This window comes from Sphingomonas sp. PL-96, from assembly GCF_020707215.1.
GTDB lineage: Bacteria > Pseudomonadota > Alphaproteobacteria > Sphingomonadales > Sphingomonadaceae > Sphingomonas.
This window is the reverse complement of record NZ_JAJFET010000008.1, coordinates 125,053-140,610: the sequence shown is the minus strand read 5'-3', so window position 1 is coordinate 140,610 and position 15,558 is coordinate 125,053. Positions and strand designations below refer to the sequence as shown.

Here is a 15,558-nt window from a genome sequence, read left to right as displayed (position 1 = left end):
GCATGCGGGGGACACGGTTTCTGCTTGGGGCGGCGTTGATGATACTGGGTCCGGTCGCGGCGCTGGATGCTGCGTTCGCGGCAACGCTGGGGCAGTCGGGTCAGGCCGCCCAGGCCGCCGACCAGCGGTTCGAGGCCATCTACACCGCCGAATGGGAATGGCGGCAGCACCAGTCCGCGCCCAACGAGGACAGCCCGGCAGGCGCACCCAAGCGGCTGCCCGACGTCGGCCCCGAATGGCAGGCGGTGAAGCTCAAGCGCTGGACCGACACCGAACGCGCGCTCGCCGCCATCGACCAGGCGGCGCTCTCGCCCGCAAACCGCGTCAACTATGCGGTGTACAAGGGGCAGATCGACGCGCTGCTCGCCGAACAGCGCTACCGCGAATATGAAAAGCCGCTCAACGCCGACACCAGCTTCTGGGGCGACATCGCCGGTTGGGCGCGCGAGCCGCTGAAGACCGAGCAGGACTATCGCAACTACATCGCGATGCTGCGCGAAGTGCCGCGCTATTACGACCAGCAGGTCGCAAACATGCGCGCCGGGCTGAAGCGCGGCTTCACGCCGCCGGCAATCACGCTTGTCGGCCGCGAGATCGGCGTCGCCCAGGTGGCAGAGGCCAAGTCGCTCGACGGCCAGGCCTTCTACGCGCCTTTCGCCAAGATGCCGCCGACCATCCCCGCCGCCACTCAGGCCGCGTTGCGCAAGGAAGGCGAGGCGGCGATCCGCGAGGCGGTGGTGCCCGCGCACGCCAAGCTGCTGACCTTCCTGCGCAGCGAGTACATACCGGGCGCCCGCAAGCCGCTCGACGCCTACAGCCTTCCCGACGGCAAGGCATATTACCAGTCCAAGATCCGCGAGTTCACCACGCTCGACAAGACGCCGGACCAGATCCACGCGATCGGGCTTTCGGAAGTGGCGAAGATCCGCGCGCGCATGCTGGAGGTGATGCAGCAGGTGGGGTTCAAGGGCGACCTGCCGGCGTTCCTGACCTTCCTGCGGACCGACCCGCAATTCTATGCCAAGACGCCGCAGGACCTGCTCGATCGTGCCGCCTGGATCGCCAAGACCTTTGACGGCAAGGCCAGCCAGTATTTCGGCCGGCTGCCGCGCGGCCGTTTCGCGATCAAGCCGGTGCCGGACGAGGTCGCGCCCTTCTACACCGGCGGCCGCGGCGGTCCCGGCATCTACCTGGTCAACACCTACAATTTGCCGGCACGACCGCTCTATTCGCTGCCGGCGTTGACCCTGCACGAAAGCGCGCCGGGCCACGCCTTCCAGATGCCGCTGGCAGCCGAGAATACCGACCTGCCGGCATTCCGCCGCGACAGCTACATCTCGGCCTATGGTGAGGGCTGGGCGCTCTATTGCGAGGCGCTGGGCGAAGAGATGGGCATGTACGAGACGCCCTATGAGGTGTTCGGCATGCTGAGCTATCAGATGTGGCGCGCGGCCCGGCTGGTGGTCGACACCGGCATCCACACCAAGGGCTGGAGCCGCGAGCAGGCGCAGAAATACCTCCACGACAACACCGCGCTCGCCGACCACGAGATCACGACCGAGGTCGATCGCTACATCGCCTGGCCGGGGCAGGCGCTGTCCTATTATCTGGGCGAGCTTGCGATCCAGGACGCGCGCGCCAAGGCCGAAAAGGCGCTCGGCCCCAAGTTCGACATCCGCGCCTTCCACGATGCCGTGCTTGAGCTCGGGTCGGTGCCGCTGCCCGTGGTGGACGCGCGCGTCGACCAGCTGATCGCCGACGGTGGCAAGGGGCCGTACTCGGACACCAAATAATCGGTTCGCTTCATCGCGAGCCAGGACGCAGCGGGCGGCGGGGCAGATGTCCCGCCGCCCGTCCCGTTCCGGGACAGAGACTCCCTGCAGATCGCCGCTTCACGATTGACCGCTGCCGGGCCGACGGCAAGCTTCCGCGCCGCTCGAATGCGGACCTGCCGGGGGGCAGGCTACCACGTCGGGCAAGCGGGGGATGCGGATGATATTCACGCCCGACATGGCGACGCTGGGGCTGTGCGACATGCTGATGAGCGCGGGGTTCGCGCTGGTGTTCTTCATCATCTGGACGACCCGGCGGACGCAGGGGTTCCTCGTCGACTGGGGCATGAGCCAGGTCTGCTATGTCGCATCGCTGCTCGGGTTGGCGATACTGGGCGTCGGGTCGGCGCCGATCGCAACGGCGCTGCTCTTGTCGCTGATTCCCCTGTCGGACCTGCTGATCCTGGTCGGCGTGCGCCGCTTCCACAGCCGGCGGCTGCTGTCCGGCTGGATGATCCTGCCGCTCGTCGGCACGGCTCTGGGGGCGCTGCTTCCCAGCCTCACCGTGGGCCGCGAACTCGGCTTCCACGCGAATGTCCTGGTGCGCGAAGCGCCCATGATCGGCATTGCGCTCACCAAGCTGGCGGTGGGCAGCATGCTGTGCTTTCGCCGTGGCAAGGTCATGCGCGGCGGCCGCCTCGCCGGGGCGGCGTTGCTCGCCTATGTGCCGACCTATCTCCTGACCTTTGCGCTCTGGCATGGCGATGTTCCGTTCGGGGTGGAGGCCGGCATGCTGCCGATGCTCGCCGACCAGGTGCTGCTGCCGATCCTCAGCCTGGGCCTGTTGTGGAAGCCGGCCGAACTTGCCAGTGACGCGCTTCGCGAAAGTGCGCTGCGCGATCCGCTGACGGGGGCGTGGAACCGGCGCTGGCTGGACACGCATCGCGCGCAGCTTTCCAAATGCGGCAGCGCGGTGATCCTGATCGACGTCGATCATTTCAAGGCGATCAACGACCGCCACGGCCACGCCCATGGCGATGCGGTGCTGGTCGCGTTTGCAGAGCGCGCGCATGCGGTTCTGGAGCAGCGGGACGGATGTCTGGTGCGGCTGGGCGGCGATGAGTTCCTGGTGGTCACGCCGGTCGACGGCCCGGTCGAGGTGCAGCACATCACCGAGGCGCTGCGCTTCAGCTTTGCGACCGGAACTGCCGAGGCACCCGCTGCAACCGCAAGCCTGGGCGTGGCGCTCATCGAAGACGATGCCGATTTGTCGCGTGCGATGGCCCGCGCCGATGCCTCGCTGTACCGCGCCAAGGCGGCGGGCCGTGATCGCGCCATGCTGGCGAGCTGACGCAGCAGGGCGACCGCGTACCGCAGAGGGCACTGGACAGCTGGCGCCGGCGCGCCCATATTGCTTATCGCAATAACCAATCATGTTCAAAGGAGCCGCTATGTCTGTCGACGTGAAGTACCGCACCTCCGCCACCGCCACCGGAGGCCGCGACGGTCGCGCCCGCACTGCCGACGGCAACTTCGAGGTCCAGCTGTCGACGCCCAAGGAATTGGGCGGCGCAGGCGGTGAGGGTACCAATCCGGAGCAGCTGTTCGCGGCCGGCTATGCCGCCTGCTTCATCGGCGCGCTCAAGGCAGTGGGCCATCAGCTCAAGATCCCCGTGCCAGCCGACACCAGCGTCACCGCAACCGTCGGCATCGGCCCACGTGCCGAGGGTGGCTTCGGCATCACCGCCGACCTGCAGGTGTCGCTGCCCGGCGTCGAGCGCGCCGAGGCCGAGAAGCTGGTCGAGGCGGCGCACCAAGTCTGCCCCTATTCCAACGCCACCCGCAACAATGTCGACGTCGGCCTGACCGTCGCCTGACACGGCGCATTCCCGGTTCTCCCAGGGCGGGCGGGGTGGCGACACCTCGCCCGTTTTACGTTGCGTTGCTGGTCCGAACGCGATTGCCTTCGTGGCGACGCTGCAATATGTCCGAGTAATGCGATGCGCACACCCCAAAGAGGGTGGGAATCCGCTGCGGCCCCTGGTCGCGGCAGCAACGGGAGAGAGACGAACCCATGATCCGCACCCTTCGCCGCGCAGCGCTTGCGCTGATGCTCTCGGCAGCACCGATCGCCGCCAGCGCCCAGACCGCGCCGACGCCCGCTGCGCCCAGCCAGGCCCCCGCCGCCGGCACCGCCACCGTCTCGATCGCGGGCAACCAGCCGGGTCCGGTCTACGACCGCCGCATCTTCACCCAGTTCGCCGAGCATCTGGGCAACGGCATCTATGAAGGGCTGTGGGTCGGCAAGAACTCCAAGATCCCGAACACCAATGGCTTCCGCAACGACGTGGTCGCTGCGCTGAAGAATCTCGCGGTGCCGGTGATCCGCTGGCCCGGCGGCTGCTTTGCCGACGAATATCACTGGCGGGAGGGCGTCGGCCCGCAGAACAAGCGCCCGGTCAAGATCAACACCCACTGGGGCGGCGTGACCGAGCCGAACACCGTCGGCACCCACGAATTCTTCGAGCTGCTGCGCCAGGTCGGGGCAGAGGCCTATGTCGCCGGCAACGTCGGCAACGGCACCCCGCGCGAAATGGCGGAGTGGGTCGAGTACATGACCTCGCCCGCCGGCAGCCTGGCCGACGAGCGCGCCAAGAACGGCCACAAGGCGCCGTGGGCGGTACCGTATTTCGGCGTCGGCAACGAGCTGTGGGGCTGCGGCGGCAACATGCGGCCGGAGTTTGCCGCCGACGAGACGCGCCGCTACGCGACCTTCATCAAGGCGCCTGCCGGCACCCGGATCCTGAAGATCGCCGCCGGAGCGAACGTCGACGACTATAACTGGACCGAAACGATGATGCGCGTGGCAGCGCCGCAGCTCGATGCGCTGTCGCTTCATTACTACACGCTGCCGCAGGGCGGCTGGCCGCCCAAGGCGGACCCGGTCAACTTCGACGAGAATGGCTGGGCCGATGCGCTTGCCGGCGCATGGCGCATGGACGAGCTGGTGACCAAGCACAGCGCGATCATGGACAAGTACGACCCGCAGAAGCGCGTCTTCCTGGCCGTGGACGAATGGGGCACCTGGTATGCCCAGGATCCGGGCACGCACCCCGGCTTCCTTCGCCAGCAGAATACGCTGCGCGACGCGCTGGTCGCCTCGATCCACCTCGACATCTTTGCCAAGCATGCCGATCGCGTCCGCATGACCGCCATCGCGCAGATGGTGAACGTGCTGCAGGCGATGATCCTGACGGATGGCAGCAAGATGGTGCTGACGCCGACCTATCATGTGTTCGAGATGTACAAGCCTTGGCAGGACGCCAAGGTGTTGCCGATCACGATCAACTCGCCCTGGTACAACAAGGACGAGTTCACCATGCGTGCGGTCAGCGGCTCGGCCGTGCGCGGCAAGGATGGCAAGGTCCACATCGGCCTGTCCAACCTCGACCCGAACCAGGCGAACACCGTGACCGTGAAGCTGGACGGCATCACCGCCGGCTCGGTGAGCGGCCGGGTGCTGACCGCGCCCGCGATCAACGCGCACAACACGTTCGACGCGCCCGAAGCCGTGAAGCCCGCCGCCTTCAACGGCGCGCAGGTGAACGGCGGCACGCTGACGGTGACGCTGCCGGCCAAGTCGGTGGTCGTGCTCGAACTGCAGTAACCCGCAACCTTGTGCCCCCGCGCAGGCGGGGGCCCAGGGCCACAGGCGGTACGCATAGAAACCCCGGGCTCCTGCTTGCGCAGGAGCACCGGCGGAGGAGAGGATGAGGATGGTTCGGTCGTTTCTACTGGGAGCCGCACTCGCGCTCGGTGCCGCCGCTGCACCGGCACAGCAGGCGCCCAGTCTCAACGAGCGCCTTGCCGGCGACCTCATCCCCACCCATGATCCCGTGATCGCACGCGACGGCGACACCTACTATGTATTCGGCACCGGCCATGGCGACCGGCTGGTCGAGACCAAGAGCTCGCCGGACCTCGTTCACTGGACCGCAGGCGCGCCGGTGTTCACCAGGCTGCCGGACTGGGCCACCAAGGCGGTGCCCGGCACCAACGGCATGTGGGCGCCCGACATCAGCTTCGTGAACGGCCGCTGGCGGCTCTATTATTCGGTTTCCACCTTCGGTTCGAACCGTTCGGCGATCGGCATGGCGACCAACGCCACGCTGGACCCGAAGTCGCCCAAGTTCGCCTGGCGCGACGAAGGGCTGGTGGTGCAGTCGATGCCCAGCGACGACTTCAATGCCATCGATCCCAACTTCGTCGTGGACCGCCAGGGTCGCCACTGGCTGTCGCTCGGCAGCTTCTGGAGCGGCATCAAGCTGTTCGAGCTCGACAGGAAGACCGGCAAGCTCCTTCAATCGAAGGAAAAGCGCTACTCGCTCGCTCGCCGCATGGCGCCCGCCGGTGCCGCAGCGCCGGTCGAAGCGCCGTTCATCGTGCCGCATGGCGACTATTATTATCTGCTCGTGTCCTATGACTATTGCTGCAAGGGCGTGAACAGCACCTATTACACCGTGGTCGGCCGTTCGAAGGACATCACCGGGCCGTATCTGGGCAAGGATGGCAGCGCGCTGATGGAGGGCAGGGGCACGATCTTCCTGCGCGCCGACCTTGAGGAAAAGCAGCGCTACCGCGGCCCCGGCCATGCCGGCTGGCTGCACGACAAGGACGGCCGCGATTACGTCGCCTACCACGCCTATGATCGGGAGAAGCAGGGCGCGCCGACGCTGCGCATCGCACCCGTGACATGGGGGCCGGACGGCTGGCCCGTCGCCGCCCAATGACCTCTCGCCGAACCCAGGGAACCGCCATGCACCTCGACCGCCGCTTCTTCCTCGCCGGTGCCGCCGGCAGCGTCGCCATCGCCCAGGCCGCGAGCGCCGGCCTGCGCGCCTCCGCGCCCGCCGCTGCCCCCGTGCCGGTAAACCCGCTCGTCAAGCAGCGCGCCGACGCGCAGGTGTTCCGCCACACCGACGGCTATTACTACCTGACGGGTTCGGTGCCCGAGTACGACCGGCTGGTGCTGCGCCGCTCGCGCACGCTCGCCGGCCTCGCGACGGCCGAGGAGCGGGTGCTGTGGCGCCACCAGGCGAGCGGGCCGATGTCGGGCTTCCTCTGGGCGCCCGAACTCCACCTCTTGCAGGGCAAGTGGGTGATGTATTTCGCCGCCGGCCCCAGCGGCGGCGGCGAGGACGTGTTCCGCATCCGCACCTATGCGATCGTGTGCGACGGCCCCGATCCGATGACCGGCAACTGGACGGTGCTCGGCAAGTTCGAGTCGCCGTTCGACGGCTTCAACCTCGACTCGACCATCTTCGAGCATCGCGGCGTCTCCTACTTCTGCTGGGCGGAGCGCGAGCCGGGGATCGAAACCAACTCCAACCTCTATCTCGCACCGCTCAAGACGCCGCTGACGCTTGGCGCCAAGGCCGTGCGCCTGACCGTGCCGACGCTCGACTGGGAGATCCGGGGCTTCAAGGTCGCCGAGGCGCCGGCCGTGCTCGCGCGCAACGGGCGGCTGTTCCTGACCTATTCGGCGAGCGCAACCGACGACCGCTATTGCCTGGGCATGCTGACCGCGCGGGACGACGCGAACATCATGGATCCGAAAAGCTGGACCAAGTCGCCCCAGCCGGTGTTCGTGAGCTCCGAGGTGACCAAGGTCTATGGCCCCGGCCACAACAGCTTCACCGTCGACGAGCAGGGCCGCGACGTGCTGGTCTACCACGGCCGCGACTACAAGGCGATCAAGGGCGACCCGCTGTTCGACCCGAACCGTCATACCCGCGTCCAGCGCATCTATTATCGCGCGGACGGCACCCCGGACTTCGGCATCCCGGTCGGCAACGGCCCGGTTCCGGACCGTTTCTCCCCCGCCGATGCGCCTGCGCAGTTCGTGCGCCACGACGGCGATCGGGTGCTGGTGGGGCAGGGGAGCATCCCGTCCAGCCAGTTCCGCAGCGTGGAGAGCATGGCCGGCGCAGGCGCGATCGCGCTTGCGCCGATCGACGCGCCGGACCGCGTCCTGTTCGCCGCCCCCGACGGCAGCGTGCGGCTTGCCCAGCCGCTTCGCGATCGCCAGTTCGTGCTCCGCAGCAGCTTCGTGCGCGAGACGGTGGACCGGGACACGGTGCGCTTCGCGTTGGCGGGGCGCCCGAACATGGTACTCGCCCATGCCGGCGACGGGCTGAAGCTGGTCGCGCGGACGGAGCGTGGCCAGAAGACGCTGTTCAAGGTCAGCTAGACGCCGGTCCGGCGACTCACCCCTCCCGTTTCCGGGTTCGGCGCGGCTCCGTCGGCGCCGAACCCGGCCGTGCACGCCCTTGCCGCAACCCTGCTCAATTGCCGGCCATCTGCCTTTCGAAAGCCGCTTGCGAACTCCCGCGCGCTGACGTATTTTGTCAGAGTTAATTTCGAACAATAAGCTCGGGTTCCAAGCCCGGCGAGGGAGAGGCACATGGCTTTCAAGCCCGTATTCCTGCGCACCGCATCTGTTGTCGCCCTGGTTCTGGCGTCGCCTGCGCTTGCCCAGACCACTGCCGAAGACGCGGCGCAGACGACCGGCACAGCCCCGGACGCTGCCAACGCCACGCCGGAGCCCGACGCAGGGGAGGGCGACATCATCGTCACCGGCGTGCGGGGCAGCATCGTCGGTGCGCTCAACGTCCGCCGCGAGGCTACCCAGATCGTCGACTCGATCGTCGCCGAAGATGTCGGTAAGTTGCCGGACAATAACGTGGTGGAAGCGCTCCAGCGCGTCACTGGTATCCAGGTCACCGACCGCACCGGCGGCGAGGCTGCGACCATCACCATCCGTGGTCTCGCCGACCCGCTGACCACCCTCAACGGTCGCAACATCTTCACGGCCGCCGGCCAGTCCTTTTCGCTGCAGGACGTCTCGGCCAACCTCGTCAAGCAGGTCGACGTGTACAAGACGCGCTCGGCCGACCAGATCGAGACCGGCCTTGCCGGCCAGATCGACGTCAAGACGCGTCGCCCGCTCGACTTCGACGGCTTCACCATTTCCGGCCTCGCCCGCGGCATCTACAACGAGCAGGCGGACAGCTTTAACCCCAATGTGGCGCTGCTGGTCTCCGACCGCTGGGAAACCGGCATTGGCGACATCGGCCTGCTGGTGAACGGCAGCTACAGCCGTACCAAATACCGCAACATGAGCGTGACCGCGGGCGCGCTGGTCCCGTTCGCGACCGAGACCCCGCCGGCCGGCTCCGGCCTTGCGGCGCTTGAGCGCATCTTCCCGGGCGACGGCAACGTCAACTGGCAGCCGGGCCTGAACGCCGGCCTGCCGACGACGCCGGGCTCCACGCTCAACATCAACGGCGTCGATACGCCCTATTATCTGTCACGCGACGCCGTGTTCAGCTCGGATCTGTACGGCAAGCGGGAACGCCCGGCGTTCAACGCCGCGCTGCAATGGGCGCCGAACAGCAGCTCGGTCTACACGGCCGAAGTCTTCTACGCGGGCTTCCGCGGCGAGACGTTCAACAGCATGCAGTTCAGCTTCGTCGACTATTGGGCCAATCCGCAGCCGGTCGAGCTGTACGAGGGCACCAACATCGTGAAGTCGCGCGTCGCCAACGACGTCTACGGCTTCAACAGCGCCGACTTCACCCGCAGCAAGACCGACAGCTTCGTCTATGCGCTGAACGGGCAATGGGACCTGGGCACGCGCGGCAAGATCACCGCCGATCTCGCGTATCAGACCAGCACCTACAAGACGTCGTTCATCGCGATGCGGACGGAGCGGGTGGCGGACCAGATCACCGTCGACTTCAACGCCGGCGGCGGGATCCCGTCCTACCACTTCAGCGACGACTCGCTCCTGACCGATGCCTCGAGCTGGAACATCGCGCAGCTCTACGACAATGGCGGCAAGGACAAGGGCAGCGCGCTGACCGGCACGCTGGACGCCTATTACACCTGGGACGAAGGGTTCTTCCGCCAGATCAAGGGCGGCATCCGCGTCGATAACCGCAAGGCGGCGAGCTATGTGCGCACGCAGGACGCCGGCGTGCTCGGCCAGAGCCTGACGACGCTGGGCGAGGATGCGCTGTTCACCAACTCCGACTTCTTCGACGGCCGTGCCGATGTGCCGACCAGCTGGGTGCTGCCGAGCGGGTCCTGGCTCTACAACAATGCCGACACCGTCCGCGGCCTCTACGGCCTGGCGACGTCCGACGAGCTGAGCCTGGCAAAGACGTTCAACATCGACGAAACCACCATGTCGGCATACCTGCTGGCCGACGGCGAGGTGTCGATCTTCGGGCGCCCGCTCAAGATCCAGGGCGGCATCCGCTATGTCGACGTCGACACCGACTATGACTTCTTCGACCGCTACAACAATGGCGCGCAGACCTCGGTCTCCAGCGGCTCGCATCGCTGGCTGCCGAGCTTCACCGCGCGCTATGAAGTCACGCCCAACCTGCGGGTGCGCTTCAACTATGGCGAAACGCTGCGCCGCCCCAACTTCGCCGACATCAACCCGAATTACGCGCTGACGGGCGACCTTACCAACGTCGGCTATGGCAGCGGCACCGCGGGCACGGCCAACCTGCAGCCGACCCATTCGAAGAACTACGACCTTGCCGTCGAGTGGTACTTCGATCGCGACAGCGCGATCTATGTGACGGGCTTCCGCCGCGAGATCGAAGGGCTGGTGGTGCCGCTCACCGTGCTCGAAAATATCCCCAACAACGGGATCGTCGCGGGCGCGACCGATTACTTCGCGATCACCCGCCCGGTGAACGCCTCGGACGGCGTGCTCAAGGGCGTGGAACTCGGCCTGACCTGGTTCCCCAAGTTCCTGCCGAGCTTCCTCGACGGCCTGGGCTTCGTCGGCAGCGCGACCATCCTCGATTCCAAGCAGAACATCCCGCAGACCGACTCGGCGGGCAACATCACGGGCGAGGAGACCTCGTCCTTCTTCAACGTCTCGGACTTCTCGTACAATGCAACGCTGGCCTACGACCGCGGTCCGGTCGGCGCGCGCCTGTCCTATGTCTGGCGCAAGGAGTTCCTGCACCACAACGAGGCGCGGCTGTTCGCCAACCCGATCGGCGTCTGGTACCGTCCGGAAAGCAGCCTGGACTTCCAGCTGAGCCTGAAGGTCAACGACCAGGTCGGCCTGACCTTCGATGCGGTGAACCTCACCAATCAGAAGCAGCAGAGCTACTACCGCTTCGGCGATGCCGGCGGTCAGGACACCAACAATCTCGGCACCACCTTGCTGAGCCGCACCTTCGCGGTCGGCTTGCGCTTCTCGATGTAAGCCGGCGGCGGGGGCACCCGCCGCTCGCATCCGGGCAACCAGGGGGTCGGCAATGCCGGCCCCTTTTTTGCGTCGCTATCCCTCAGCCCGGCATTCGCGGCCCGGCAGGGGGGGCGCGCGTTCAGCCGCGCAGCCGCAACCGCCCGGCACCAGCGCCGGCGCGGTTGCGGCCGGCCCGTGGCTCAGGGCTCGAGCGCGGTGCGGTCCCGGTCTTCCAGGTCGTCGTCCTCGGCGAGCTCGTCCTCGTCGAAGTCTTCCTGCAGCTCGTCCTCGTCCTGGTCGTCCTGGTCGATGACGTCGTCGTCGTCGTCCTCGCCGGCCAGTTCGTCATCCTCCATCAGCAGCTCGTCTTCGTCCTCGTCGTCGCTTTCGGCGATGTCGGGCTCGATGTCGGTGAGCAGCGTGCCGTCGGAGGGGCCGTCGCGCGTCACCTCGAGGATTTCCGCGCGCTGGCTCTCGTCATAGCCTTCCTCGTCATAGCCGTCGTCGCCGGGGACCTGCCCCGTCACCTGGTGACCGCCCATGGTTCGCTCCTTCTCCCGGCCCGCGGATCGCTGGGCCTTCAAAGCGCGAACGGCGGGCGGGCCGGCGTGTTCCCGCGGGCGCTGCCGATGGGCGCGGCGGGCGGGCGGGCCGGCGCGCGCGGCGCCTGCCCGGGCACGCCGCACAAGGGCTGTTCGCGGGCGGTTTCCGGGCGTATTCAGCTCCGTATTCATACGCTTGCAGGAAACCCCATGTCCGACGTTCCCATGACTCAGGTGCCGCTCGTCTCGCTTGCCGACCAGCAGAGCGATCCGGACGGCTTTGCCCAGGCGTTCGGCGGCTCGTTCGAGCGCTTCGGCTTCGCGATGGTCGCCGACCACGGCATCGACCCCGCGCTGATCGAGCGTGCCTGGGCATTGACCGAGCAGTTCTTCAAGCTGCCCGAGGAAGAGAAGCGTGGCTATCACCAGCCGGGCGGCGGCGGCGCGCGTGGCTACACGCCCTTCGGGCTGGAGATCGCCAAGGACGCGACCGAGAACGACCTCAAGGAATTCTGGCACATCGGTCGCGAGCTGCCGGCCGACCACCGCTTCCGCGCGGTGATGGCCGACAATGTCTGGCCGTCGGCACCGGAGGGTTTTCGCGAGACCTTCACCGAGCTGTTCGCAGCCTTCGACACCGCAGGTCTCAAACTGCTGTCGGCGATCGCCCGCTATCTGAAGCTGGAGCCCAACTGGTTCGAGCATGCCGTCGACAACGGCAATTCGGTCTTGCGCCTGCTGCACTATCCGCCGGTCTCGGCCGATGCGCCGGGCGTGCGTGCGGGCGCGCATGAGGACATCAACCTCATCACCCTGCTGCTGGGTGCGGAGGAAGCCGGGCTGGAGCTGCTCGACAAGGACGGGCAGTGGCTTGCCGTGAAGCCGCCCAAGGGCGCGATGGTCGTCAACGTCGGCGACATGCTGCAGCGGCTGACCAACCATGTGCTGCCGTCGACCACCCACCGCGTCGTCAATCCGGCGCCCGAGCGGCGCGGCAATTCGCGCTATTCGATGCCCTTCTTCCTCCACCCCGCGCCCGATTTCCTGATCGAGACGCTGCCCGCTTGCGTGGGGGAGGGCAACCGCTACCCGCAGCCGATCACCGCGCACGATTATCTGCACCAGCGGCTGGTCGAGATCGGCCTGCTGAAGAAGTAACCGCGCTTTCGCCGCCCGTCGCATCCGCAGAATTCGCGTATTCGCAATTTCTGCAAAGCCGGGCGACATTGTCGGGGTTGTTTGTACCACAGTCCCTCCGCTAACGCCGCTCCGCCGCCGGCATGTCTCCGGCGGCGCAACGGAAAGAGGCAGAGATGACGGAACCGCTACGCGTCGCGATCGCAGGACTTGGCACGGTCGGCGCGGGCGTCATTCGTCTGATCGACACCAATCGCGCGCTGATTACGCGCCGGGCGGGTCGCCCGATCGAAATCGTCGCGGTCTCGGCGCGCGATCGCACCAAGGACCGCGGCGTCGACCTGTCGCGCTTCGACTGGGTCGACGACACCGCCTCGCTCGCCGCCGATCCCCGCGCGGACGTGGTGGTGGAGCTGGTGGGCGGCTCCGACGGCCCGGCGCTGACGCTGGTCCGCTCGGCCCTGGCTGCCGGCAAGAACGTCGTCACCGCCAACAAGGCGATGATCGCCCATCACGGCCTGGAACTCGCCCATGCCGCCGAAGCACGCGGCGTGGCGCTGAAGTTCGAGGCGGCGGTCGCCGGCGGCGTACCGGTCATCAAGGGCCTGCGCGAGGGTGCCGCCGCCAACGCAATCGGCCAGGTCTATGGCATCCTCAACGGCACCTGCAATTTCATCCTCTCGAAGATGGAAGCGGAAGGCCGCGACTTCGCCGAGGTGCTGGACGAAGCCCAGCGGCTGGGCTTTGCCGAGGCCGACCCCAGCTTCGACATCGACGGCATCGATGCCGCGCACAAGCTGTCGATCCTCGCCAGCCTGGCCTTCGGCACACGTCCGGCGTTCGACGATGTGGCGGTAACGGGCGTGCGCCATGTCCTTGCCGCCGACATCGCCGAGGCGGCGACGCTCGGCTATCGCGTGCGGCTGGTGGGCGTCGCGCAGGCAGGGGCGAACGGGCTGTTCCAGCGGGTGCATCCGCATCTGGTGCCGCTCGACCATCCGCTCGCCCACGTTACCGGGTCCTTGAACGCCGTGGTAGCGGAGGGCAATTTCGTCGGGCGGCTGTTCTTCCAGGGTCGCGGCGCCGGCGACGGCCCGACCGCAAGCGCGGTGGTCGCCGACCTGATCGACATTGCCCGCGGCGAGTTCGGCCCTCCCTATGCCGAGCCGGCCGAGGCGCTGGCGGAGCAGCCGGCGGCCCCGACCGGCGAACGCCGCGGGCGGGCCTATCTGCGGCTGATGGTCGCCGACAAGGTCGGCGTGCTGGCGGAGATCGCGGCCGCAATGCGCGACGCCGGCGTCTCGATCGAGCGGTTGATGCAGCGCGGCGCCAATGCCGACGGCAGCGTGCTGGTGGCGATCGTCACCCACGAAGTGCCGGAGCGTTGCGTCGCCGCCTCGCTCGAACGCCTGCGCGGCTCGCCCAGCCTGGTCGGTGAGCCGATGTGGATGCACATCCTGGAGAGCTGAGCGCGCCTGCGACGCCCCTTATCTGGGCTCCTGCGAAGGCAGGAGCCCAGGGTCCCAAGCACCCCCAGTCGGGCACCGCCAGTCGGTGCGCTGCTTGGCCCTGGACCCCGGCCTCCGCCGGGGTACGGCCGCGACGTGCGGGAACGGGTGCGCGCGCCTCAGTCCCCGAACGGCCGGTCGATCGCGTGCTGCGGCTGGGTGAACCAAGCCGCACCCGTCTCGGTCACGTACATGTGATCCTCAAGCCGCACGCCGAAGCGGTCCGGCACCACGATCATCGGCTCGTTGGAAAAGCACATGCCGGGCGCAAGCGGCGTCCTGTCGCCGCGCACCAGATACGCCGGCTCGTGGATCGACAGGCCGATGCCATGCCCCGTGCGATGCGGAAGCCCCGGCAGGCGATAGTCGGGGCCGAGGCCGGCTGCCTCCAGCACGCGCCGTGCCGCCGCATCGACGCTCTCGCACGGCCCGCCCGGCACCACCGCGTCGAACGCCGCCTGCTGCGCCTCCTTTTCCAGCGCCCAGATGCTCCGCACCTCGTCCGACACCGCCCCGAACGCATAGGTGCGGGTGATGTCGGAGTGATAGCCCTCGACCAGGCAGCCGGTGTCGACCAGCACCAGCTCGCCTTCCTGCAAAAGCTGCTCGCCCGGCAGCCCGTGCGGGAACGCGGTCGCGCGCCCGAACTGGACGATGCAGAAGCTCGATCCTGCCGCCCCGATCGCGCGGTGCGCGGCGTCGATGAAGCGTACCACTTCGCTCGCCGCAATCCCGGGGTGCAGGATGCGGGCGGTGCGGCGGTGTACCTCCAGCGTCATCGCCTTCGCCTGGGCGAGCAGCGCCAGTTCGGCCGGCGATTTCACCATCCGGCAGCCGTCGATCGCGGGCGCGCCGTCGAGCAGCGTAACGCCTCCCGCCTTCGCCCGCAGCCGCTCGGCCCATTGGAACGGAAATAGCGGGTCCACTGCGAGCCGGCTGACGCCCGTCGCCACCAGCGTGTCGGCGAGCAGCGCGATCGGGTCTTCATCCTCCTCCCACAGGCGGATGTCGGCATCGATCGCGAGATCCGCCTCGAGGGTGCCGAGTTCAAAGGCGGGGCACAGCAGCACCGGCCGGCCGGATGCGGGCAGCAGCATCGCCACCAGCCGCTCGCTCGGCCCCCAGGGTACGCCCGCGAAATAGCGCAGCGTCGCGCCGACGTTGAGCAGCAGCCCGTCCGCACCGCTCGCCTCGGCCAGCGTGCGGGCGCGTTCCAGCCGCGCGTGGCGCTCCGACGCGGCGATGGGAGCAGCGCGATCCGCCCAGGGGGTGATTGCCGCCAGTTCGGCCGCTGCATTCGATCCGCCGATAGTCATGCTGTG

The 15,558-nt window shown here is 67.8% G+C and carries 11 protein-coding genes; 9 read left to right on the top strand and 2 right to left on the bottom strand.

Annotation, left to right across the window (positions count from 1 at the left end; genetic code table 11):
• The first annotated feature begins 38 nt into the window (after positions 1-38).
• The 7 genes from LK533_RS14475 to LK533_RS14445 all read left to right on the top strand — a co-directional run bounded on the left by LK533_RS14475 (position 39) and on the right by LK533_RS14445 (position 11,067).
• Positions 39-1,793 carry a DUF885 domain-containing protein gene (locus tag LK533_RS14475; RefSeq protein ID WP_229363784.1) on the top strand — a complete coding sequence of 585 codons (1,755 nt, stop codon included), beginning with the start codon at positions 39-41 and terminating at the stop codon, positions 1,791-1,793.
• Between the two features lie 199 nt (positions 1,794-1,992).
• Positions 1,993-3,123, top strand: coding sequence for a sensor domain-containing diguanylate cyclase (locus tag LK533_RS14470; protein WP_229363783.1), 1,131 nt, complete (start codon positions 1,993-1,995; stop codon positions 3,121-3,123).
• Positions 3,124-3,223: 100 nt separating this feature from the next.
• Positions 3,224-3,649, top strand: a complete 426-nt coding sequence (locus tag LK533_RS14465) for an organic hydroperoxide resistance protein (protein ID WP_229363782.1) — start codon at positions 3,224-3,226, stop codon at positions 3,647-3,649.
• 197 nt (positions 3,650-3,846) lie between these two features.
• Entirely contained in the window at positions 3,847-5,439 is a 1,593-nt protein-coding gene (locus tag LK533_RS14460) for an alpha-N-arabinofuranosidase (protein WP_229363781.1), read from the top strand.
• Between the two features lie 109 nt (positions 5,440-5,548).
• A complete protein-coding gene (locus LK533_RS14455) occupies positions 5,549-6,562 on the top strand; it encodes an arabinan endo-1,5-alpha-L-arabinosidase (RefSeq protein ID WP_420705868.1) in 1,014 nt (337 codons plus the stop codon).
• A 26-nt stretch (positions 6,563-6,588) separates the two neighbouring features.
• Positions 6,589-8,022, top strand: coding sequence for a glycoside hydrolase family 43 protein (locus LK533_RS14450; protein WP_229363779.1), 1,434 nt, complete (start codon positions 6,589-6,591; stop codon positions 8,020-8,022).
• A 213-nt stretch (positions 8,023-8,235) separates the two neighbouring features.
• Positions 8,236-11,067 carry a TonB-dependent receptor gene (locus LK533_RS14445; RefSeq protein ID WP_229363778.1) on the top strand — a complete coding sequence of 944 codons (2,832 nt, stop codon included), beginning with the start codon at positions 8,236-8,238 and terminating at the stop codon, positions 11,065-11,067.
• A 182-nt stretch (positions 11,068-11,249) separates the two neighbouring features.
• Here the strand turns inward: LK533_RS14445 and LK533_RS14440 are convergent, their stop codons facing one another.
• On the bottom strand, positions 11,250-11,591 hold the full coding sequence (locus tag LK533_RS14440; RefSeq protein WP_229363777.1) for a DNA primase: 342 nt from the start codon (positions 11,589-11,591) through the stop codon (positions 11,250-11,252).
• Between the two features lie 210 nt (positions 11,592-11,801).
• Here LK533_RS14440 and LK533_RS14435 point away from each other — a divergent pair, with 210 nt between their 5' ends.
• Positions 11,802-12,749, top strand: a complete 948-nt coding sequence (locus tag LK533_RS14435) for an isopenicillin N synthase family dioxygenase (RefSeq protein WP_229363776.1) — start codon at positions 11,802-11,804, stop codon at positions 12,747-12,749.
• Positions 12,750-12,904: 155 nt separating this feature from the next.
• The gene (locus LK533_RS14430) at positions 12,905-14,197 is read left to right on the top strand and encodes a homoserine dehydrogenase (RefSeq protein WP_229363775.1); all 1,293 of its coding nucleotides are present in this window, start codon (positions 12,905-12,907) and stop codon (positions 14,195-14,197) included.
• Between the two features lie 158 nt (positions 14,198-14,355).
• Here the strand turns inward: LK533_RS14430 and LK533_RS14425 are convergent, their stop codons facing one another.
• Positions 14,356-15,552, bottom strand: a complete 1,197-nt coding sequence (locus LK533_RS14425; RefSeq protein ID WP_229363774.1) for a M24 family metallopeptidase — start codon at positions 15,550-15,552, stop codon at positions 14,356-14,358.
• Between the last annotated feature and the right edge of the window lie 6 nt (positions 15,553-15,558).